The sequence below is a fragment of the Orrella sp. JC864 genome, assembly GCF_037026685.1.
GTDB lineage: Bacteria > Pseudomonadota > Gammaproteobacteria > Burkholderiales > Burkholderiaceae_B > Orrella.
The window spans coordinates 60,219-81,516 of sequence record NZ_JBANET010000020.1 but is presented as its reverse complement, the minus strand read 5'-3'; the positions used below and the strand labels follow the sequence as shown (position 1 = coordinate 81,516).

The following is a 21,298-nucleotide window of genomic DNA, read 5'->3' as shown; positions in this document are numbered from 1 at the left end:
GAACGCAGGGGCGCGCGCCATTTCAAGGCCGGCCCTCGCGCAAGCGTCCCTTGAGCCAGCGGCAGAACTGCCTGGCGGCCTGGGCATGGGCGCTGCGCGCGTGCAGGTAGGCGACGTAGCTGGCGCCCGACGGGATCCTGCGCTCGTCGGCCAGCACCAAGGCGCCAGCGCGCAGCTGGTCCATGACGAGCAGGTGCGGCGCCACCAGGAACCCTGCGCCGCCGACGGCGGCGGTGATCGCCAGGAACAGGTGGTCGTAGGTCGCCAGCACCCGCAGGTGCTCGGGCACCCTGTCCGCGCCCAGGGCCCAGGTAGCCACCATGTCAGGCCGGGACCTGGCCGCCACCATCGGCCACGTTTCCCCGGCCTGGGCCTGGTGTGCGGCCACCAGGGCGGGCGAGGCCACGCACACGAGTTCCTCGCGTACCAACTCCCAGCTTTCCGTGCCGGGCAGGCTCAAGTCGCGGGTGATCAGCACGTCGAAATCGTCGCCCGCCTGCGGCGGGGACAAGGAAGTGATGACATCGACCTGCACGCCATGCCGGGCCAGGTAATCGCCCAGCGAAGGCACCACCACCGTCATCGCGAAGCTGGGCATGGAAGTCCTGACCCGCAGCCGGTCATGCTGGCGTCCCCGCTGGGCCAGCAACTGCATCGTCAACTCGATGGTGGACATGGCGTCCTTGACCGCCTCGAACAGCTGCAGCCCCTCGGGCGTAAATTCGATGGACGAACCCTTGCGCACGAACAGCCGGCAATCGGCGAAGGACTCCAGCGTGGCGACGTGGCGGCTGATCGCGCCCTGCGTGACGCCCAGCACACCGGCGGCGCGCGTGAAGCTTTTGTAGCGGCCCACGGTAGTGAACGCCCGCAAGGCGACCAAGGGAAAACTGGTGGCGTTCTTATGAGTAAAACGCATTGTGTGATCAATAACAAGAATACTGTCATCTAGCCACGATTGCGCCCCAAAGGTCAATATAGAGAATGGGTTGTTCGACCAACAGCCCTCATAAGGGGAATTCTCGTGACAAAAAGACTACTTGTATTATGCGTTCTGCTCATTGCCTCCCCATGGCTGGCGCGTCCTGCCTGGGCGGACCAGGTGGTGCTGTACTCCTCCAATAACGTGGAAACCGTGAACCGCGTCCTGGGCGCGTTCGCCAAGGAGTATCCCCGGATCCGGGTATCGGTGGTACGCGCCGGCACGGGTGCGCTGATGCAGCGCATCAAGGCCGAGGCGGCCAACCCGCTGGGCGACCTCTTCTGGTCCGGCGGGCTGTCCACCTTGGGCGAATTCCACGAGCTATTCGAGCCGTATCGATCGCCACAAGCCGAGGCGATCCCCCCTGCCTACCGCAACCCCGACGGCCTGTGGCTGGGCACGAACACGCACGTGACCGTGCTGATGGTCAACCGGCGGCAACTCGGAAAAGACCTGCCGCCCAAGAGCTGGGCCGAACTGGGCGAACCGAAATGGAAAGGCAGGATCGTCATTCCCGATCCGGAGCGCAGCAGTGCCTCCTTCGTTGCCCTGTATGGCCTGCGCCGCCTGCTCGGCGAAGAGGTCCTGGCGCAGGTGGCGCGCAATGCGGTAATCGTGGGCACTACCTCGGCGGCCTACGAAGGCGTGGCCAAGGGCGAATTCGCCGTCGCGGTGACCATGGAATATGCCGCCTACGAGTATGTGGCCGGCGGACTCAAGGACATCGAACTGGTCTATCCGGCCGAAGGAACCTTCCTCTCTCCAGAAGGCATGGCCCTGATCAAGGGCGGCAAGAATCCGCAGCCGGCCCGCAAGCTTTACGAATTCCTGGCATCGCGCCAGGCGCAAACCGAGATATTCAAAAGCGCATACCGCCGCCCCTTGCGCCAGGACATCGACGTGGCCGCTCTGTCGGATCTGCCCGCGCTCTCGAGCATCGCGCTGGTGCCGCTGGACGATGCGCGGATGGCCGCGGAGCGTTCGGCCTTCCTGTCTCAATGGCGCCAACTGGTCAACGCGCGCTGAGCGCGGGTCGCCGCGCAATGGCAAACCTCACATAGAAGGCCGGAACATGCAGGTTTCATTCAGGTCCATCGCCCAGAGCTATGGACGGCACAAGCTCTTCCAGGATCTGGACCTGGTCATCCCCAGCGGCAAGTTCTTCACGCTGCTGGGACCGTCCGGGTGCGGCAAGACGACCTTGCTGCGGATGCTGGGCGGTTTTGTCCGCCCGGATTCGGGGCAGATCCTGTTCGGCAATGACGATGTCACGGACGTGCCGGTGCACCGGCGCGGCGTGGGCATGGTGTTCCAGGACTATGCGCTCTTTCCCGACCGTTCGGTGCTGGACAACGTCTGCTACGGACTGGCGGCACGCAACGTGCCCCGCTCCCAGGCGCGCGACCGGGCCTTGCACATGCTGCAGCGCGTGGGCCTGGAGGCATTCGCCGACCGCGCGCCGGCAGGCCTGTCCGGCGGCCAGCGCCAGCGGGTGGCGATGGCGCGCGCCCTGGTCATCGAGCCCAGGCTGCTGCTGCTGGACGAGCCCCTATCGGCGCTGGACGTCAAGCTGCGCGTCGAACTGCGCAGCATGATCCGGGACCTGCAGACCGAAGCCGGCATCACGACCGTGTTCGTGACCCACGACCAGGAGGAAGCGCTGGCCATGTCCGACCTGGTCGCGGTGATGGACCGCGGCCGCATCGTCCAGACGGGCGAACCGCGGGAAATCTATGCGCATCCGCGCACGGCCTTCGTCGCCGATTTCGTGGGCAGCGCCAATCTGATCCCCATCGAGCAGGAGCTGCCGCCCGCCGACGGCCTGCGCCGGCTGCGCACGGCCGCCGGCATCGTCCTGACCCGCTGCGATGTTTCGGTAAACGCGGGCGCGCAGCTTGCCGTGCGCAGCGAAGAAATGCAGTTCGGGCCGGACAGCCGCGCGGTCGAAGGCCAGATCGCGGGCGTGATCGAGCACGTGGAATTTCGCGGCAGCATCACCGGCTACACGGTCCGCACGGCTGCCGGCGCGCTGCGGGTGGACCTGCGCACCACGCAGCATGGGCGTCTGCGCGCGCGGGGCGAAGCCGTCACTCTGGACTTGCCGCGCGATGCGCGGATCGTGCGGGCATCATGATGCTGGGCAACCTTCGACGCGATCCCGCATGGCTGACGACAGCCGTCCTGGCCCTCGGGCTACTGGCGATCTTCCTGATCTGGCCGCTGGCCGGCATGCTGGGCAAATCCCTGATCGGCCCGGACGGCCGGGCCGGCCTGGACGGCTATGTCCGGTTCTTCTCCGATGCTTCGTACCGCGAGGTCTTCTTCAATACGTTGATATTGGGAGCGGCCGTCACGACGACATCGATGCTGGTGGGAGGCGCGCTGGCACTCGTGGTGGCGCGCTGGCGTTTCCCGCTGGCCGGGCTGGTCACGGCCTTGCCCCTGGTCACCCTGGTGATACCGGATGTCGTGGTGGCCGCGGCCTGGGTGCTGCTGCTGGGGCGCCAGGGACTGGTCAACGCCCTGCTGGCGCCGCTGGGCGTGGAACTGCCCTCGCTCTACTCGTGGTGGGGATTGGTCTTCGTCATGACCCTGAACAACTACGTGTACGCCTTCGTGGCGGTGCTGGTGGGCCTGAAATCGATGGACCGCAGCCTGGAAGAAGCCGCGCAGAGCCTGGGCCGCCCGATGAGCCGGGTGCTGGGCGGCGTTACGCTGCCGCTGCTCTTGCCCAGCGCCTTCGCCGGCGCGCTGATCGTTTTCACTCATGTCATCGGCAGCTTCGGCGTGCCGGCGGTCCTGGGTGCGCGCACCCCGGTATTGGCCGTCAGGGCCTATAACGAGTTCGTCAGCGAAATGGGCGGCAATCCGCAGATGCAGACGACCATGGCCTGCCTGCTGGTGTTCTTGGGCGCGGGACTGCTGCTGGTGCAGAAGCTGGTGGTGGAACGACGCCAGTTCCAGATGGAACCGGGTCGCAGCCCGCATGCGCAACCCATTGCGGGCTGGCGCGCGGTGCTTGCCAGTGCGGCGGTGCTGGGCATCGTGGCATTGTCCCTGCTGCCGGCGCTGGTGGTCGTGGTAACTGCCTTCACACCATCGGTAGGGCCGGTGCTGCGCTATGGCGGCTTTACGCTGGCGCACGTGCAGCACGCGATGGTTCGCGCGCCCGAACCTCTGTACAACTCGCTGTTTCTCGCGTCCATCGCGACAGCGGCCGGGATCGTGTTTTCCATCGCCAGCGCGTACCTGATCGTCAAGCGGCGGTCGATGCTTACGCACGCCCTCGACGTGCTGGTGATGCTGCCGCTGACCATCGCTGGAACCGTCCTGGGCATTGCCCTGATCAACGCCTTCAACAGCGGCTGGCTGGTGCTGACCGGCAGCTGGGTGATCATGGCGCTGGCCTATTTCCTGCGGCGCGTGCCCACCAGCGTGCGCGCCGCCGCCGGTCCCCTGCACAACCTCAAGGATTCCATAGAGGAAGCCTCGATGAGCCTGGGCGTCAGCCCCTTGCGCAGCTTCTGGCGGGTGGTGCTACCCGTCATCGGACCTTCGGTGGTCGCCGCGGCCGTCCTGATGTGGGTCACCACCCTCTCGGAGCTCTCGGCCACCGTGGTGCTTTATTTCGGCGGCATGAACACCATGCCCATCGAAGTCTTCCAGCAGATAGACAGCGGCCGCCTGGCCCTGGCATGCGCCTACAGCCTGGTGCTGCTGCTGACGATCTTTGTTCCCCTGGCGCTGGCGCGCTGGGTTTTCAAGCTCAAGGTGGGATCCCTCCAATGACAGAAACAAGCCATGCCCCCTCGCATGCATTGCTCTCGGGCCGCGTGCGCGGAGCCAAGCCCTCGGCCACCAAGGAAATGACGCGCCTGGCCAACCAGCTCAAGCGCGAGGGCCGCAGCGTCATCACCCTGAGCCAGGGCGAACCGGACTTTCCCACCCCCCGGCACGTGCGGGAAGCCGCCAAGGCCGCCATCGACCGCAACGAATCGCGCTACACCGACGTGGCCGGCACCCTGGCCTTGCGCGAAGCGGTGGCGCGCAAGTTCGAGCGCGACAACGGTCTGGTCTACGGCGTGGACCAGATCCAGGTGGGCTGCGGCGCCAAGCAATTACTCTACAACGCGCTGCAGGCCACCCTGGATCCTGGCGACGAGGTCGTCGTGCCGGTGCCCGCATGGGTGTCCTACCCGGAAATGGTGCGGCTGGCCGGCGGCACGCCCGTGATCGTGCGCTGCGGCGCCTCGACCGGGTTCAAGCTCACCGCCGCTCGACTGCAAGGGGCGATCACCGCACGCACCAAGTGGCTGATGCTCAACTCGCCGTCCAATCCCAGCGGCGCGGTCTATACCCGGCAGGAACTGCTCGCCCTGGCCCAGGTGCTGTCGCGCCACCCGCAGGTATGGGTCATGGCCGACGACGTTTACGAGAAGATCCGCTACGAGGATACGCCTTTCGCCACGCCAGCCGCGGTCTCGCCCGAACTGGCCGCGCGCACCCTGACCATCAACGGCGTATCCAAGGCCTATGCCATGACCGGATGGCGGGTGGGCTTTGGCGCCGGGCCGGCGGAGCTGATCAAGGCAATGAACCTGGTCCAGTCCCAATCGACCTCCCATACCAGCTCGATCAGCCAGGCCGCCGCCATCGCCGCGCTGGACGGCCCGATGGATTTCCTGCCCGGATTTCTCCAGGCTTTCCGCCGCCGTCGGGACGCGGTGGTGGCCCGGCTCAACGGCATCGACGGAGTGGCCTGCGACCTGCCGCCAGGCGCCTTCTATGCCTTTCCCAGCTGCCAGGGCCTGTTGGGGCGGCGCGACGAATCGGGACAGACGATCGAGAGCGACGCCGACTTGGCGCTTTACCTGCTGCGCGTGGCGGGCGTGGCCGTCGTGCCGGGGTCGGCCTTCGAGCTGCCGGGACATTTCCGGGTTTCCTACGCGGCTTCGGACGCGGAGCTCGACGAAGCGATGGCCCGCATCGGCGATGCTTGCGCGCAATTGCGCTAACCGGCAAAAGGAACATGCCATGAACAAGAACGAAACCTTGCGTGCCGCGCTGGACAGCGGCAGGCTGTTTACCGCAATGGCGGCCCACAACCCGCTGGCCGCCGTCCTGGCGCAGGAAGCAGGCTTTGACGGGATCTGGGGTAGCGGCTTCGAACTATCGGCCAGCTACGCAGTACCGGACGCAAATATCCTGTCCATGGGCGCGCACCTGGAGATGATGCGGGCCATCGCCTCCGTGGTGACGGTCCCGCTGATCGCGGATATAGACACGGGCTTCGGCAACGCGGTCAACGTGCACTACGTCGTGCCGCAGTACGAGGCGGCCGGGGCCTCGGCAATCGTGATGGAAGACAAGACTTTCCCCAAGGACACCAGCCTGCGCGCCGGCGGCCGCCAGGAGCTGGTGCGCATCGAGGAATTCCAGGGCAAGATCGCCGCGGCTGCCGACGCGCGCAAGGACAAGCGTTTCGTCGTGGTGGCGCGGGTGGAGGCCTTGATCGCCGGATTGGGCCAGGATGAGGCCATCCGGCGCGGGCTGGCCTATGAAGAGGCGGGCGCCGATGCGATCCTGATCCACTCCAAGCAGAAGACGCCGGACGAAATCCTGGCCTTCGCGCGCGCCTGGCCCGGCAAGACGCCGCTGGTGCTGGTGCCCACCGCCTACCCGCAGTTGACCGAGGCCGACATCGCAGCCCTGGGCAAGGTGGGCGTGGTCATCTACGGCAACCATGCGATCCGGGCAGCGGTAGGCGCCATGCGCAAGGTGTTCGCGCAGATCCGCGCCGAAGGCGGCCTGCGCCAGGTGGATGCAGCCCTGCCTTCGGTCGCGGAGATCATCGCGCTGCAGGGCGACGAAGCCATGCGCAAGGTGGAAGCGCGCTATCTGAGATAAGGCAGCCGGCGCGGGCGGGCCCGGCCAGCCCCCCCCCGCGCGGCTGGGACGGACAGCAAAGCCCTACACCAGCACCCGCTCGATCCCGCCCCCGTTGGCGCGCGCCACGTATTCCTGCAGCCAGTCGGGCCCCAGGATGTGGCGCGCCATCTCGACCACGATGTAGTCGGCCTGCGCGCCGGTGTCCTCGCCGTAGCGCGACAGGCCCTGCAGGCAGGACGGACACGAGGTCAGCACCTTTAGCTCGCCCGAATAGCCGTCCTCGCGCAGCGTGGCGGTGTTCTTGCGCAGCTCTTCTTCCTTGCGAAAGCGCACCTGCGTGGAGATGTCCGGCCGCGTGACCGCCAGCGTGCCCGACTCGCCGCAGCAGCGCTCGGTCTTGATGGCGCCCTCGCCCACCAGCGACTTGACGGTCTTCATCGGGTCCTGCAGCTTCATGGGCGTGTGGCAGGGGTCGTGGTACATGTAGCGCACGCCCTGCGCGCCTTCGAGCTTGATGCCTTTTTCCAGCAGGTATTCGTGGATGTCGATCAGGCGGCAGCCCGGGAAGATCTTGTCGAATTCGTAGCCGGCCAGCTGGTCGTAGCAGGTGCCGCAGCTGACCACCACGGTCTTGATGTCCAGGTAGTTCAGCGTGTTGGCCACCCGGTGGAACAGCACGCGGTTGTCGGTGATGATCTTCTCGGCCTTGTCCGTCATGCCGTTGCCGCGCTGCGGGTAGCCGCAGCACAGGTAGCCCGGGGGCAGCACGGTTTGCACGCCCGCATGCCAGAGCATGGCCTGCGTGGCCAGGCCCACCTGCGAGAACAGCCGCTCGGAGCCGCAGCCCGGGAAATAGAACACGGCCTCGGTGTCGGCCGTGGTCGTGCGCGGGTCGCGGATGATGGGCACGTAGTTGGCGTCTTCGATGTCCAGCAGCTTGCGCGCGCTTTGCTTGGGCAGCCCGCCGGGCATCTTCTTGTTGACGAAGTGCACCACCTGCTCGCGCATGGGCGCGCGGCCCACCGTGGCCGGCGGCGCGGCGGTCTGCTTGCGCGCCACCTTGGCCAGCAGGTCGTTGGCCATGCGCTGGGCCTTGTAGCCCACGCCCACCATGGCCTGGCGCGTGGCGTTGATGGTGCGCGGGTCCTTGGCGTTCAGGAAGAACATGGCCGCCGCGGTGCCGGGATTGAACGACTTCTTGCCCATGCGGCGCAGCAGCGCGCGCATGTTCATGGACACGTCGCCGAAGTCGATGTCCACCGGACAGGGGTTGTAGCACTTGTGGCAGACGGTGCAATGGTCTGCCACGTCCTCGAATTCTTCCCAGTGCTTGAGGCTCACGCCGCGCCGGGTCTGCTCTTCGTACAGGAAGGCCTCGACCAGCAGCGAGGTGGCCAGGATCTTGTTGCGCGGCGAATACAGCAGGTTGGCGCGCGGCACGTGCGTGGCGCACACCGGCTTACACTTGCCGCAGCGCAGGCAGTCCTTGATGGAATGCGAGATCGAGCCGATCTCGCTTTGCTGCATGATCAGCGATTCGTGGCCCAGCAGGTTGAAGCTGGGCGTCCAGGCATGGCGCAGGTCGGCTCCCGGCATGAGCTTGCCGGCATTGAAGTGGCCGCGCGGATCGACCTGGCGCTTGTAGTGCTGGAAAGGTGCCAGTTCTTCCTCGGTCAGGAACTCGTACTTGGTCAGGCCGATGCCGTGCTCGCCCGAGATCACGCCGTCCAGGTCGCGCGCGATCTGCATGATGCGCTCGACCGTGCGGTTGGCCTCTTGCAGCATGCCGTAGTCGTCGGAGTTGACCGGGATGTTGGTGTGCACGTTGCCGTCGCCGGCATGCATGTGCAGCGCCACGAACACGCGGCTCTTGAGCACGCGGTCATGGATGGCCTGGGCCTCGGCCAGCACCGGCGCGCAGTCGGCGCCGCCGAAGATGTGCTCGAGCTCGGCGCGCACCTCGGTCTTCCAGGAGACCCGCAAGGTGCGGTCCTGCACCACGTCGAACACGCGCGCCTCGGGCTGGCTGGCCAGCCGGGCATCCAGCTCGGGCACGCGGTGGGCCAGGCCGATGTCGGGCAGCTGCGCCAGCGCCGCCCGCAGCGGCAGGTCCAGGTTGTCCAGCAGCCACTGCCAGCGGGCGCGCACGCCCATGAGCAGCTCATGGGCGCGGCGCACGCGCTCGTCCAGCAGCTCGGCGCGCGCCTGCGCGTCTTCCTCGCCCGGATCGGGCTTGGCCACCGCCAGCGGCCCGTCCAGGTACGCTTGCAGCGCATCGAGCAGGCGCAGCTTGTTGCGCGTGGACAGCTCGATGTTGATGCGCTCGATATGGTCGGTGTATTCGCCCATGCGGTCCAGCGGGATCACCACGTCTTCGTTGATCTTGAAGGCGTTGGTGTGGCGCGCGATGGCGGCGGTGCGCGAGCGGTCCAGCCAGAACTTCTTGCGGGCCTCGGCGCTGACGGCCACGAAGCCTTCGCCATGGCGGGTATTGGCCAGGCGCACGACTTCGCTGGCGGCGGCGGCCACCGCGTCCTCGTCATCGCCCACGATGTCGCCGATGAGCACCATCTTGGGCAGTTCGCCGCGGCGGCTCTTGGTGGCGTAGCCCACCGCGCGCAGGTAGCGCTCGTCCAGGTGCTCCAGCCCGGCCAGGATGGCGCCGCGCCGGCGGCCCTCGCCGTCCAGGTATTGCTTGACCTCGACGATGGACGGGATGGCGTCGCGCGCCTGCCCGAAGAACTCCATGCATACCGTGCGGGTGTGCCGGGGCATGCGGTGCAGCACCCAGCGCCCGGAGGTGATCAGGCCGTCGCAGCCCTCTTTCTGCACGCCGGGCAGCCCGGCCAGGAACTTGTCGGTGACGTCCTTGCCCAGGCCTTCCTTGCGAAAGCGCCGGCCCTCGATCTCCAGGCGCTGCGTGCGCAGCACGCGCTCGCCCGGCTTGCCCAGGCCGTCGGACCAGGTCAGGTCAAAGCGCGCCACGTCCACGTCATGGATCTTGCCCATGTTGTGGTCCAGCCGCACCACGTCCAGCCAGTTGCCGTCCGGATCGACCATGCGCCAGGAAGCCAGGTTGTCCAGCGCCGTGCCCCACAGCACGGCTTTCTTGCCGCCGGCGTTCATGGCGATGTTGCCGCCCACGCACGAGGCCTCGGCCGAGGTCGGGTCGACCGCAAAGACGTAGCCGGCGCGCTCGGCGGCCTCGGCCACGCGCTTGGTGACCACGCCGGCCCCGGCCTGCACCACCGCCACGGGCTCGGACAGGCCCGGCAGCAGACAGGACTCGACCGGTCCGAGCGTGTCGAGCTTCTCGGTGTTGATGACCGCCGATTTCCAGGTCAGCGGGATGGCCCCGCCGGTGTAGCCCGTGCCGCCTCCGCGCGGCACGATGGTCAGCCCCAGCTCGATGCAGCCGCGCACCAGCGCGGCCATCTCGTCCTCATGGTCGGGGGTGAGCACCACGAAGGGATACTCGACGCGCCAGTCGGTCGCGTCGGTAACGTGCGAGACGCGCGACAGGCCGTCGAACTTGATGTTGTCCCGCGCGGTATGCCGGCCCAGCACCTTGACGACCTGGCGGCGCAGCTTGGCGGTCTGCTCGAACTGCTGCTCGAACTCGGCGATGGCCGCGCGCGCGCGCTGCAGCAGGCCAGCCACCTTTTCGTCGCGGCCGGCATCGTCGCCGGCGCGGCGCCGGTCGATCTCGCGCAGCCGATGGTGCAGCGCCTCGACCAGCAGCTTGCGGCGCTTGGGATTCTCGAGCAGGTCGTCCTGCAGATAGGGATTGCGGCGCACCACCCAGATATCGCCCAGCACCTCGTAGAGCATGCGGGCCGAGCGGCCGGTGCGCCGCTCGCCGCGCAGGTCCGACAGCAGCTGCCACGCGTCCTCGCCCAGCAGCCGGCCGACGATCTCGCGGTCGGAGAACGAGGTGTAGTTGTAGGGGATCTCGCGCAGGCGCGCAGGTTCGGTCGCCGCCGTGGCGGCGCGCAGCAGGTCGGTAGGCAGGGGGGCGTTCATGGACTGAGGGGGATTGGCCCTTAAAGAGCCATTTTACCCATACCGGCCAGCCCCCCGCGCGCCAGGCCGCCCGGCGGCGGCAGGGCGGCCGCGGGAGAACCGCCCCGCGCTCAAGCGCCCTGCCCGCGCAGGCCCGAAATCGTCAGGCGCGGCGACAGCGCCTCCTGGCTGACCCGCAGCTCGATCAGGGCGGGCCGTCCGGCCGCCATGGCGCGCTCGTAGGCCGGCAGGAACTCCTCGGTGCGGGCCACGACCTCGCCGTGGGCGCCATAGGCCCGCGCCAGCCCGGCAAAGTCCGGATTGGCCAGGCCGGTGGCGCAGACCCGGCCCGGATAGTGGCGCTCCTGGTGCATGCGGATGCTGCCGTACATGCCGTTGTTGACCACGATGACCAGGATGTTCAGGCCGTACTGCATGGCCGTGGCGAGCTCCTGGCCGTTCATCAGGAAGCAGCCGTCGCCGGCGAAACACACCACCGGGCGCTCGGGATGCGCCAGCTTGGCGGCAATGGCCGCCGGCAGGCCGTACCCCATGGTGCCGCTGGTGGGCGCCAGCTGGGTGCGCAGGCCGCGGTAGGGATAGAAGCGCTGCACCCACAGGGTGTAGTTGCCCGCGCCGTTGGTCAGTATGGCCTGGGGCGGCAGGCGCTCGCGCAGCTGCACCATGATGCGGCCGAAGTCGACCTCGCCCGGCATGGCCGGCGGCTCCAGGTGCGCCAGGTAGTCGGCGCGCGCCTGGCGCGTCCAGGCGCGCCAGCGCGCAGCCTGCGGCGCGGGCAGCGCACGCAGCGCCCGCGCCGCGGCCGGCATGGCGGCATTGATCGCGACATCGGCGTGATAGACCCGGCCCAGCTCCTGCGGATCGGCATGCACGTGCGCCAGCACCTGGCGCGGACGGGGCACGTCCAGCAGGGTATAGCCGTTGGTGGTGGTCTCGCCCAGGCGCGGGCCGACCGCCAGGATGAAATCGGCCTCGCGGATGCGCGCGGCCAGGCGCGGGTCCATGCCCAGGCCCGCCTCGCCGCAGTAATGGTCGTGGCGGTTGTCCAACAGGTCCTGGCGCCGGAAGGCGCAGGCCACCGGCAGATCGTGCGCCTGGGCGAAGGCGGCGATGTCCTCGCTGGCCTGGCGGGTCCAGCCGCCGCCGCCCAGCATCACCAGCGGCCGCTCGGCCGCCTGCAGGCGTTCGGCCAGCTCGGCCATGGCGGCCGGATCCGGGCAGGCCTGGGCGCGCCGGTAGGGCGGGCAGTCGGCCACGGCCGCCTCCTGCGCCAGCATGTCCTCGGGCAGCGCCAGCACCACCGGGCCGGGGCGGCCCGCCGTGGCGATGTGAAAGGCCCGGTTCACGTATTCGGGAATGCGCGCCGGATCGTCGATCTGGTCCACCCACTTGGCGATGTGGCCGAACATGTGGCGGTAGTCGATCTCCTGCCAGGCCTCGCGGCCCATGGCCTCGCGTGCGACCTGCCCCACGAACAGGATCAGCGGCGTGGAGTCCTGCCGCGCGGTATGCACGCCGATGCTGGCGTTGGTGGCGCCCGGCCCTCGGGTGACGAAGCAGATGCCGGGACGGCCGGTCAGCTTGCCGTGCGCCTCGGCCATGTGCGCCGCGCCGCCTTCCTGGCGGCACACCACCAGGCGGATGTCCGCCGCGGCGTCGTGAAAGGCGTCGATGGCCGCGAGAAAGCTCTCGCCGGGCACGCAGAAAGCCGTGTCGGCGCCGTTGACGCGCAGGGCATCGACGAGGATCTGGCCGCCGGTGCGCGTTCTAATGGGTTCGTTCATGCTCTTTGTCTCATGCTGCACGCAAGTACGCGCGCGACAGGCCGCTCGTGGCCGGGCAGCCCAGCAATGCCAGGTTCAGGTCGATTTCCTTCTGCAGCAGGCGCAAGGCATGCGCCACGCCCGCCTCGCCGCCCACCGCCAGGCCATACATGGCGGCACGCCCCACAAACACGAAGCGCGCGCCCAGCGCCAACGCCTTGAGCACGTCGGTGCCACGCCGAAATCCGCCGTCGATCATCACGGGCATTGCGGGTACGGCCTGCACGATCTCCGGCAAGGCCTCAATCGGCGCGATGGCGCCATCGAGCTGGCGCCCCCCATGGTTGGAAACGATCACGCCATCCGCGCCCACGGACTGCGCGTTACGCGCGTCGTCCGGATGCAGGATGCCCTTGATGACAAGCGTGCCCGGCCATTGGTCACGCAGCCAGCGCATGTCGTCCCAGCACAGCGCCGCCCGGCCCGCCCGGTGATCGCCCCGCGCGGCGGTGATGATCGGACCGCCGCGGGTGGCGGTGAAGTTCTCGAAATGCGGTACGCCCTGGCGCAGCAATGTGCGGGCGAAGGTGTCCAGCATCCAGCGCGGGCGGGCCAACCCACCCAGCACCAGCTTGCCCGACAGCCGCAGCGGGATCGAAAAACCGTTGCGCAGCTCGATTTCGCGCACCGAGGCGATCGGCACGTCCACGGTCACCACCAGCGTGCGGATGCCGGCACGGGCAACGCGTTGCACCAGGGGCGCGATGACCTCGCGGCGCGAAGGAATATACGCCTGGAACCAGGCATCGGGGAAAGCGGCCGCCACCCGCTCCAGCGGCGTGGTGGAGGCGCCGCTCAGGATGAAGGGCAGGTTCAGCGCACGCGCGGCCCGTGCCATGGCGCAATCGCCGTCGAAGCGGCACAGGGCCGCGACGCCCATCGGGCTGATGCCCAGCGGCGCCGCATAGTGCCGGCCCAGGAGCTCGGTTTCCTGCGACCGCAGGGATACGTCAACCAGCGGGCGCGGCACGAAGCGCCAGCGCTCGAAGCCGGCGCGGTTGCCGCGCACCGACTGTTCGTCCTCCGCACCGCCGACCACGTAGCCGTAGATGCTGGGCGGCAGCCGTTTCCTGGCCTGGCGCTCCAGGTCTGCTATGGAAAGCATGCCCCTCACGCTAGTCCCTCTACGAACCGGTGAACTGCGGCGCACGCTTGGCGTGAAAGGCCTGCACGCCTTCACGAAAATCGTCCGAACTGCGCAGGCGGCTGTAGCAATGGCCTTCGAGCTCGATGGAAGTCGACAGCGAGGCGTCCTCGGTGTCGTTGAGCAGCTTCTTGGCGGTGCGCTGAGCCAGCGGCGAGAAAGTGCGCAGCTCATCGACCAGGCGATCCGTCGCGGCCTCGAGTTCGGCATTCGGCACGCACTCGGTGGCCACGCCCCACTCCCAGGCCTGCCGGCCGGGAATGCGGCGCGATCGCATCACGATATCCTTGGTGCGGGTGATGCCGACCATCTTCTGCAGCCGGGCCGAACCGCCCGAGCCTGGAATCTGGCCGAGCTTCTGCTCGGGCAAGGCATACAGGGTGGTATCGGTGACTAGACGAAAGTCGCAGGCCAGCGATATTTCGAATCCGACGCCGAAGCAATAGCCACGATTGGCGGCGATCACCGGCTTGCTGCAGCGGGCGGGAGCGGCGATGTTCCAGGCCAGCTTGGAGACATGCTCGGGACTGGCCTCGAGGAAACCCTTGATGTCGCCGCCGCTGGAGAAATGCTCGCCCTCGGCGCGCAGCACGATCACGCGCACGGCATCGTTCTCGTCCAGCGATTCGAACACCAGCCGCAACTGATCGCGCTGGGCCATGGAAATGATATTGAACGGACCGCGGTTCAAGACGATGTCGGCGCGCTGGCGGGCAGCGTCGATCTCAACGCGAAAGCCGTCAAGGTCTTGCAGCAGATGCTGTGCGGAATGCTTCAGTTGTGTCACGGGGTACTCCTTGGGATGTATGGCGTTCTCTATCGGGGTTGCGTCGGCGGGCCCATCCCTTCCCAGCGCTTGACCAGCCCGGCATGCGGGATGGAGAACAAGTCAAGGACGCGACCCACGGTATGGTTGACGATGTCGTCGAGCGAAGCCGGGCAGGTATAGAAAGCCGGCACGGGTGGAAAAACGATGCCGCCCATTTCCGTCACCGCCGTCATGTTGCGCAGGTGAGCCAGGTTCAGCGGTGTCTCGCGCGCCAGCAGCACCAGCTTGCGGCGCTCTTTGAGCACCACGTCGGCCGCGCGGCTGACCAGATTGTCGGCCAGCCCGTGAGCGATGCTGGCCAAGGTCTTCATCGAGCATGGCGCGATCACCATGCCGGCCGAGTGGAACGAACCGCTGGCGATGGCCGCGCCGATGTCCTTGGCGCTGTGCACGACGTCGGCCAAGGCCTCGGCCTGGCTGCGCTTGAGCCCCAGTTCCTGGGCCGCGGTCAACGCGCCGGAAGAAGACATGACCAGATGGGTTTCGCAGGCGCCGCCCTGGCGCAACTGCTCCAACAGGCGCACACCGTATACGGCGCCGCTGGCGCCGGTAATCGCCACGATCAGGCGGGGCTTGCCACCGACCAGGCTCATGATGCGGTAGCGGTGCGCCAGTCGACCGAGACGCCGCGCTGCACGACGGCGGCAAGGTCCACCTCGTCCTCACCCGGCACCCGCACCTTGGTAAAGACGTGCTCATGGTAGGAAACCGGCCGGGTCGCATCCAGGCCCATCTTGGCGCTGATGCCCTGCATATGGGCGGGCGCGTCCGTGGGCTGCCCGACGGTCGTTGACGGGTCGAGCACCGAGCCCTGGGCGCCAGAGACCACGACCAGGTCGCGATCGGCCTGGAACCGCGTGGCCACCGCCCATTCGACCTGCTGCGGGTCGTGCACGTCCACGTCAGTATCGACCACGATGACCTGCTTGATGTCGTAGTGCGCGCCGAAAGCGCAAAGAATGACGTTCTTCGGTTCGCCCTCGCGGCGCTTGTCGAGCTTGACGAACAAATGGTAGCGCCCCACCCCGCCTATCGACAGATGCACGTCCTGCACGCCGGAAAAGCTGCGCTGCAGGTGGGCAAGCAGCGTGGCTTCGCGCGGGATCGAGCCCAGCAGCAAATGCTCCATCTCGGCCGGCACGATGGTGTGGAAGATCGGCGATTTGCGGTGCGTGACCAGGTCGACCTGGATGACCTCGCGCTCCTCGCGCGCGCTGTAGTACTTGGGAAACTCGCCGAAAGGCCCCTCGGGCTCGCGCACTTGGGGCAGCAGTCGTCCCTCGATGACGATCTCCGCGCCGGCCGGCACCCTCACCTCGCTGGTCAGGCACTTGGCCACCGGCAGCGGTGCGCCATGCAAGGCGCCGGCGATGCCAAGCTCGTCGTAGTCCAGCGGGGCGATCGCCTGCGAGGCAAGCAGCGTCAGCGGATCGGCCCCGATCACGATCGCCACGGACAGCGGCTGGCCCATGGCTTCCGCTGCCTGGTGATAGCTGAAAAGATGGCGGGGCAGCAACAGCACCGCCATGCGGTCTCGCGCATGGACCTGTATCCGGTTGATCGATACGTTCTGGATGCCGGTGCTGGGATTGCGCGCGATGACCATGCCCGCCGTGATGTAGGGGCCGCTGTCGTGTTCGCTGTGGGTGGGGATGGGCAGCAGATCGTGCAGGTCGACTTCCCGGTGCACGACTTCCTGACAGGCGGCCTGGCCGGCCGGCACTTCCTGCCAGGGCAAGGGTTCGTCAGCGGCCCGCCGATAGGCCTGCAGCAATTCGGATTCGGGCACGCCCATCGCTTCGGCGATCCAGGCGCGGCGCGCCATGAACCCCGAAATGACCGGGATGGCGTGCCCATCCGGCCTGGGGAAAAAGGCAGCCTGGCGCCCGTCCAGACGCTTGGCGATGGCGGCCAGTTCGTGCTTGAGGGCGACATTCTCTTGAATCACGGCCATGCGGCCGGTGTCGCTCAGGCGGGCCAGCCAGGCGCGCAGGTCTCGCGTTGCCTCGGCGGGCGAAATTGTCGTGTTCATTGAAACGCCTCGTGGATGGGATTTGGGAAGGACGCCGGCGAAGGAACCTTGCGCGGGGCCTGCGACACCGTATGGGCCGGCACCCGGAACGGTTCCGGCGCCACGGAGCGAAACGCGTGGATCATGGAGGTCTCGGTTGCGGCGCCCATGCAGCCAGGCCAAGCCTGTCCAGGCTGTCCGCTATCGTTCTTGTGCGATGAAGTATAGGGAGGGGTGGCAATCACTTCAAATAATATTTAATGATTTTTTCTATCAAATATAATGATTGCCATCTCGCCGGGCTGATTTGTACCTTCGCGGTTCCCATCCGGACCTGGCCTACACGCTGCCCTCCTTACATCACTGAAAATGATGTTAATCTCCAGGGGCCACGCGGCCCACCTCCTCGTACACGTGTTTGGTTTCCAGAAACTCCAGCAGGGCCTCGGCGCCGTGCAGGCGGCCGAACCCGCTGGCACCGTAGCCGCCCGTCTCGGCCTCGGCAAGCAGCTTGTTGTGCGTATTGATCCAAACCGTGCCGCTGCGCAAGGCGCGCGCCACACGCCGCGCACGCGCCCCGTCGCGCGTCCATACGCTGGCGGCCAGGCCGTAGCGGGTCGCATTGGCGCGCGCCACCGCTTGCGCCTCGTCGGCGAACGTCTCCAGGTTCAGTACCGGACCGAAGAACTCTTCCTGAACGATAGGCGATTGCAGGTCGCCGACCTCGACCAGGCTCGGACCAATGAAAGCCCCGTGCGCCAGTTCGCCGCCGGGCACCTGGCCGCGCACGATCACCTCGCCATAGCGCCTGCAATCCTCGACCAGGCGGTCGATGCGGTCGCGGTTGCCGACATCGATCAAGGGCCCCATCTGGCTGTCGGATGCGGTGGCCGGCCCCACCCGCATCGCCCGGAACTGCCGGGCGAGCGCATCGCGCAGCGGATGCAGCACGCTTTCGTGCACCAGCACCCGATCCAGCGCGGTGCACTGCTGGCCAGCCGCGACCGTGGCCGCTGCCGCCAGTTGAGGCGCAAGCGCCTCGACATCGACGTCGCCGAACACGACGGCCGGCGCCTTGCCGCCCAATTCGAGGTTCAGGCGCTTGAGGCTGCCGGCCGCGGCGGCCATGATGCGCTGGCCCACCGGCACGCTGCCGGTGAAACTGATGACGTCCACGTCGCTTGAAGCCACCAGGGCCTCGCTTGGGGCGCTGCTCGTGCAGCCATAGAAATTCACCACGCCCGGCGGCAGGGCGGGAATATCGTTCAGGCAGCGCATCAGCTCAGTCTGGAACAGCGCCGCCTGCGGCGCGAGCTTGACCACGCTGGCGCAGCCGGCGGCCATGGCCGGGGCCAGCGAACGCACTAGCAGGATGGCGGCCGCGTTCCACGGCACGATGATGCCCGCCACCCCGGCGGCCTCGCGGCTGAGCACCGACAGGGCACCCGGCTCCACTTCGGTGGTACGGCCAAAGATGGTGCGTGCCAGACCGGCATAGAAACGGATCTCGGAAATCGTGCCCGCGATCTCGGCCTGCGCCGGCTTGAGCAGCTTGCCGGTTTCGTTCGCCAGAAGCAGCGCCAGCTCTTGGCTGCGGCGCTCCACCCGATCGGCGAACTCCAGCATCACCGCCGCGCGCAGGCGCGGTGCATGCGCCCAGTCGGTATGCAAGAAAGCGCGCCGGGCCGCGGCGATGGCCGCCTGGGCCTCGGCCGTGCCGGCATCGGCGAAACGGCCCAGCACCTGGCCGGTACTCGGGTTCACGCTCTCGGCAAGAGCGCCGCTTTCGACGGGCGTCCATTGGCCTGCGATCCAGGGTTGCGCAATGGCTGTCATGGTTTTTTCTCCGTGGGTCCGCCCGGCGGCGGAGGGTTCGAGGGCAAGGTCATGCGCCGCATTCAATGCATGACCGAGCCGCCGTCGACCACGATGGTCTCGCCGGTCATGAAGGCGCAGCCATCGGAGACCAGCAGCAGAAGCGGCTCGATGAGATCCTGCGGCATCTGGTCCCGCTTGATGGCCCGGCTGGCGATCACCGGGCCGGTCAGTGTCTGGCGCAGCGCCTCGTTCTGGAGCACGCCTTCGCTGAGCACCAGCCCTGGCGCAAGGGTGTTGACGCAGATGCCGTCGGCCCCGACCTCGCGGGCCAAGGCGCGGGTCATGGCCAGGACTGCGCCCTTGGAAGTGACGTAGTGCAACAGGTTGGGCGTACCCTTGAAGGGCGTGCCCGACGAGATGTTAACGATGCGGCCGTAGCCCGCGCGGCGCATGTACGGCAAGACCGCCCTGGCGCACAGGAAGGGGCCGCGCACGTTGACCGCCATCACCTTGTCCCATTCGGCCACGTCGATCTCGGTGAAAGGCTTGAGCTGCAGCGAGGCGTACACGGCTGCGTTGTTGACCAGGATGTCCAGGCGGCCGAAATGTTCGACCACCGCCCGCGCCATTGCTTGTGTAGAGACTTCGTCGGCCACGTCTACCGTCACCGACATCGCACTGCCGCCGGCCGCCTCGATGTCCTGGGCGGCCGCGGTGCCGTCCAGCACGTCGGCGATCGCCACGCGCGCGCCCTCGGCAGCCAGCGCCCGTGCGTAGGCCGCACCAATCCCCTGTGCGCCGCCGGTAACGATGGCGACGCGGTCCTTCAGTTTGCTCATTATGCTTCTCCGTATGAATGGGCCCGGCGCGTGGGCGCCCGCCCGCCCCGCTTACCTGATCAGCGCAGTGACCAGCAGGGGCTGCCAGGACAGCAGCACCAGTATGGCCGCCGTCGCGATGAGGAACGGCGCCAGCGGCCGCAGGATCTCGCCCGGGCTGGCCCCGGTCACGCTCGATGCCACGTAAAGCGCGGCGCCGACCGGAGGCGTCAGCAAGCCCAGCGTCAGGTTGATGCAGATCACCACGCCGAAGTGATACGGGTCGATCCCGTAGACCTGCGTGGCCACCGGTAGCAAAATGGGCACCAGCAGGATCAGTGCGGCGATGCCGTCCAGCACGCAGCCGACGATCAGCAGCAGAGCCATGACGAGCAGCATGAACACGAAGGGCTCGGCGGTCATTTGCTGCAGGACGAGGGCGATCTGCTGCGGCACCTTCTCGAAGACGATGACCCAGCCGAACACGTCGGCAGCGGCAACCAGTATCAACACCACCCCGGTATTGAAGGCCACGCGCATGAGCATGGCGCCCAGCCGGTCCAGCCTGATCTCGCCATGCGCGAACCTGCCTACCAGGACCGACATCGCCGCCCCCACAGCGGCCGCTTCGGTGGGCGTGGTCAGGCCGCCGAGAATGCCGCCTATCATGACGGCGGGCACCGCCAGCGAGGGAATGGCCGCCAGGATGTTGTGTAGCTTCTGCCTACGGTCCAGGCGCTCGCCCGGCGGATAGCTGTAGAACATGCCCAGCATCGCGAGCACCGCGATGAAGGTAAAGCCCAGCAGCAGGCCAGGGATGATGCCCGCGATGAACAGGTCGCCGATCGAGACCTGCGCCAGCACCCCGAAGATCACGAACAGCATCGAGGGAGGAATGACCGGCGCCATCAGGGCCCCGGCGCAGGTGGTGGCCGTGGCGAAGCCTCGCGAAAAACCCTTTCTTTGCATTTCGGGCACCATGACCTGCGCCATCACCGCCGTCTGCGCGTTGGCCGACCCGATGATGGAAGCCAGGAACATATTGGCCACGATATTGATGTAGGCCAGCCCCCCGCGCACATGGCCGACGAACACCGAAGCCAGGGCAATCAGCCTGCGCGTGATGCCGCCCTCGTTCATGAGCTCGCCCACCAGCATGAAAAGCGGAATGGCGATCAGGCCGTAGTTCTCCAGGCTGCCGTACAGCTGCTGCGGGAACGACAGGTACAGCACCGTATTGCCGCTCAGGTAGATGTAGGACAAGGCGGTGACCGCCAGCACCAGCGCTATCGGCAGACCGATCGCCAGCAGGACGGCAAAGATAGCTGCAATGGACATCAGTCGAGCCCCCTGGATCCCGCAGAAGCGAGCTTTGCCTTCAATGCCGTTGCCGGGGCCGAGACCGTACGGGCCAGGTTCGAGGCCGCATGCACGCTGGTAGTCAACGCCACGACCGGGACGATCAGCCAAAACCAGAACTTGCGCATGCCGAGAGTGGCCGTCGTGTCCTGGTACATGAAGTTGAACGTCTGGCCGGAGAATTCATGCAGGTCGAATCCGGCGCGCGCGAGCATCACGGGGTCGAACCAGCGCATGCACAGGAACAACAACGTCAGCGCGAAGGCCAGGATGATCAGGTCGACCACCACCCTCATGCCTTTCATCAGGCCGGGCGCGACCGCATCCACGAGCATGGTCACCGCCACCGCGCTGCGCGTCTTGAGCGTCAGGGACAAGCCGATCATCGCCAGCCACACCATGCAGTGGATCGCCAGCTCATCCATCCAGTAGATGGGCGAGCGCATCGCTCTGCCCAGGGTATTGGCAAGAATCATCACTGGCAGGGCAAGCACGAACGCACGGACGGCGATGCGCTCGACGCATTCGATGCGGCCACTTAAACGATGAAGAGCATCCAGCACGGGATCTCCAGGGATGGCAAGCAATCAGACTGGCGCCGC

General features: G+C 67.3%; 16 protein-coding genes. 5 read left to right on the top strand and 11 right to left on the bottom strand.

Going from position 1 to position 21,298, the window contains the following annotated elements:
• Positions 1-22 precede the first annotated feature (22 nt).
• Entirely contained in the window at positions 23-919 is an 897-nt protein-coding gene (locus tag V8Z80_RS16865; protein WP_336062825.1) for a LysR family transcriptional regulator, read from the bottom strand.
• Positions 920-1,105: 186 nt separating this feature from the next.
• On the opposite strand from V8Z80_RS16865, the gene V8Z80_RS16860 reads away from it, so the two are divergent.
• The 5 genes from V8Z80_RS16860 to V8Z80_RS16840 are packed head-to-tail and all read left to right on the top strand — an operon-like array spanning position 1,106 to position 6,889.
• A complete protein-coding gene (locus V8Z80_RS16860) occupies positions 1,106-2,008 on the top strand; it encodes an ABC transporter substrate-binding protein (RefSeq protein WP_336062824.1) in 903 nt (300 codons plus the stop codon).
• Between the two features lie 46 nt (positions 2,009-2,054).
• On the top strand, positions 2,055-3,116 hold the full coding sequence (locus V8Z80_RS16855) for an ABC transporter ATP-binding protein (protein ID WP_336062823.1): 1,062 nt from the start codon (positions 2,055-2,057) through the stop codon (positions 3,114-3,116).
• On the top strand, positions 3,113-4,771 hold the full coding sequence (locus V8Z80_RS16850) for an ABC transporter permease (RefSeq protein WP_336062822.1): 1,659 nt from the start codon (positions 3,113-3,115) through the stop codon (positions 4,769-4,771). The genes V8Z80_RS16855 and V8Z80_RS16850 overlap by 4 nt, the downstream gene beginning before the upstream one ends.
• The gene (locus tag V8Z80_RS16845) at positions 4,768-5,997 is read left to right on the top strand and encodes a pyridoxal phosphate-dependent aminotransferase (protein ID WP_336062821.1); all 1,230 of its coding nucleotides are present in this window, start codon (positions 4,768-4,770) and stop codon (positions 5,995-5,997) included. Before V8Z80_RS16850 ends, V8Z80_RS16845 begins: the two co-directional genes overlap by 4 nt.
• 19 nt (positions 5,998-6,016) lie before the next feature.
• Complete coding sequence (locus tag V8Z80_RS16840; RefSeq protein WP_336062820.1) at positions 6,017-6,889, top strand: phosphonopyruvate hydrolase; 873 nt, start codon at positions 6,017-6,019, stop codon at positions 6,887-6,889.
• A gap of 63 nt (positions 6,890-6,952) precedes the next feature.
• On the opposite strand, the gene V8Z80_RS16835 is transcribed toward V8Z80_RS16840, so the two are convergent.
• The 10 genes from V8Z80_RS16835 to V8Z80_RS16790 form a co-directional block, all read right to left on the bottom strand.
• Complete coding sequence (locus tag V8Z80_RS16835; protein ID WP_336062819.1) at positions 6,953-10,894, bottom strand: FAD/FMN-binding oxidoreductase; 3,942 nt, start codon at positions 10,892-10,894, stop codon at positions 6,953-6,955.
• 110 nt (positions 10,895-11,004) lie between these two features.
• Complete coding sequence (locus V8Z80_RS16830; RefSeq protein WP_336062818.1) at positions 11,005-12,678, bottom strand: thiamine pyrophosphate-binding protein; 1,674 nt, start codon at positions 12,676-12,678, stop codon at positions 11,005-11,007.
• 10 nt (positions 12,679-12,688) lie between these two features.
• Entirely contained in the window at positions 12,689-13,822 is a 1,134-nt protein-coding gene (locus V8Z80_RS16825; RefSeq protein WP_336062817.1) for an alpha-hydroxy acid oxidase, read from the bottom strand.
• 19 nt (positions 13,823-13,841) lie between these two features.
• Positions 13,842-14,648: an enoyl-CoA hydratase/isomerase family protein gene (locus V8Z80_RS16820; RefSeq protein WP_336062816.1), complete on the bottom strand. Its 807-nt coding sequence runs from the start codon at positions 14,646-14,648 to the stop codon at positions 13,842-13,844.
• 29 nt (positions 14,649-14,677) lie between these two features.
• Positions 14,678-15,283, bottom strand: coding sequence for a UbiX family flavin prenyltransferase (locus V8Z80_RS16815; protein ID WP_336062815.1), 606 nt, complete (start codon positions 15,281-15,283; stop codon positions 14,678-14,680).
• Positions 15,280-16,722 carry a UbiD family decarboxylase gene (locus V8Z80_RS16810; protein WP_336062814.1) on the bottom strand — a complete coding sequence of 481 codons (1,443 nt, stop codon included), beginning with the start codon at positions 16,720-16,722 and terminating at the stop codon, positions 15,280-15,282. Before V8Z80_RS16810 ends, V8Z80_RS16815 begins: the two co-directional genes overlap by 4 nt.
• A gap of 354 nt (positions 16,723-17,076) precedes the next feature.
• A complete protein-coding gene (locus V8Z80_RS16805; RefSeq protein ID WP_336062813.1) occupies positions 17,077-18,537 on the bottom strand; it encodes an aldehyde dehydrogenase family protein in 1,461 nt (486 codons plus the stop codon).
• Between the two features lie 62 nt (positions 18,538-18,599).
• Positions 18,600-19,358, bottom strand: coding sequence for an SDR family NAD(P)-dependent oxidoreductase (locus tag V8Z80_RS16800; protein WP_336062811.1), 759 nt, complete (start codon positions 19,356-19,358; stop codon positions 18,600-18,602).
• A 51-nt stretch (positions 19,359-19,409) separates the two neighbouring features.
• Positions 19,410-20,675, bottom strand: coding sequence for a TRAP transporter large permease (locus V8Z80_RS16795; RefSeq protein ID WP_336062810.1), 1,266 nt, complete (start codon positions 20,673-20,675; stop codon positions 19,410-19,412).
• A complete protein-coding gene (locus tag V8Z80_RS16790; protein WP_336062808.1) occupies positions 20,675-21,259 on the bottom strand; it encodes a TRAP transporter small permease in 585 nt (194 codons plus the stop codon). Before V8Z80_RS16790 ends, V8Z80_RS16795 begins: the two co-directional genes overlap by 1 nt.
• Between the last annotated feature and the right edge of the window lie 39 nt (positions 21,260-21,298).

Excerpts from the sequence above, each read along its gene's own strand:
- V8Z80_RS16865 (WP_336062825.1), bottom strand. The coding sequence starts at position 919 with ATGCGTTTTACTCATAAGAACGCCACCAGTTTTCCCTTGGTCGCCTTG.
- V8Z80_RS16855 (WP_336062823.1), top strand. The coding sequence starts at position 2,055 with ATGCAGGTTTCATTCAGGTCCATCGCCCAGAGCTATGGACGGCACAAG.
- V8Z80_RS16850 (WP_336062822.1), top strand. The coding sequence starts at position 3,113 with ATGATGCTGGGCAACCTTCGACGCGATCCCGCATGGCTGACGACAGCC.
- V8Z80_RS16845 (WP_336062821.1), top strand. The coding sequence starts at position 4,768 with ATGACAGAAACAAGCCATGCCCCCTCGCATGCATTGCTCTCGGGCCGC.
- V8Z80_RS16840 (WP_336062820.1), top strand. The coding sequence starts at position 6,017 with ATGAACAAGAACGAAACCTTGCGTGCCGCGCTGGACAGCGGCAGGCTG.
- V8Z80_RS16835 (WP_336062819.1), bottom strand. The coding sequence starts at position 10,894 with ATGAACGCCCCCCTGCCTACCGACCTGCTGCGCGCCGCCACGGCGGCG.
- V8Z80_RS16830 (WP_336062818.1), bottom strand. The coding sequence starts at position 12,678 with ATGAACGAACCCATTAGAACGCGCACCGGCGGCCAGATCCTCGTCGAT.
- V8Z80_RS16825 (WP_336062817.1), bottom strand. The coding sequence starts at position 13,822 with ATGCTTTCCATAGCAGACCTGGAGCGCCAGGCCAGGAAACGGCTGCCG.
- V8Z80_RS16815 (WP_336062815.1), bottom strand. The coding sequence starts at position 15,283 with ATGAGCCTGGTCGGTGGCAAGCCCCGCCTGATCGTGGCGATTACCGGC.
- V8Z80_RS16810 (WP_336062814.1), bottom strand. The coding sequence starts at position 16,722 with ATGAACACGACAATTTCGCCCGCCGAGGCAACGCGAGACCTGCGCGCC.
- V8Z80_RS16805 (WP_336062813.1), bottom strand. The coding sequence starts at position 18,537 with ATGACAGCCATTGCGCAACCCTGGATCGCAGGCCAATGGACGCCCGTC.
- V8Z80_RS16800 (WP_336062811.1), bottom strand. The coding sequence starts at position 19,358 with ATGAGCAAACTGAAGGACCGCGTCGCCATCGTTACCGGCGGCGCACAG.
- V8Z80_RS16795 (WP_336062810.1), bottom strand. The coding sequence starts at position 20,675 with ATGTCCATTGCAGCTATCTTTGCCGTCCTGCTGGCGATCGGTCTGCCG.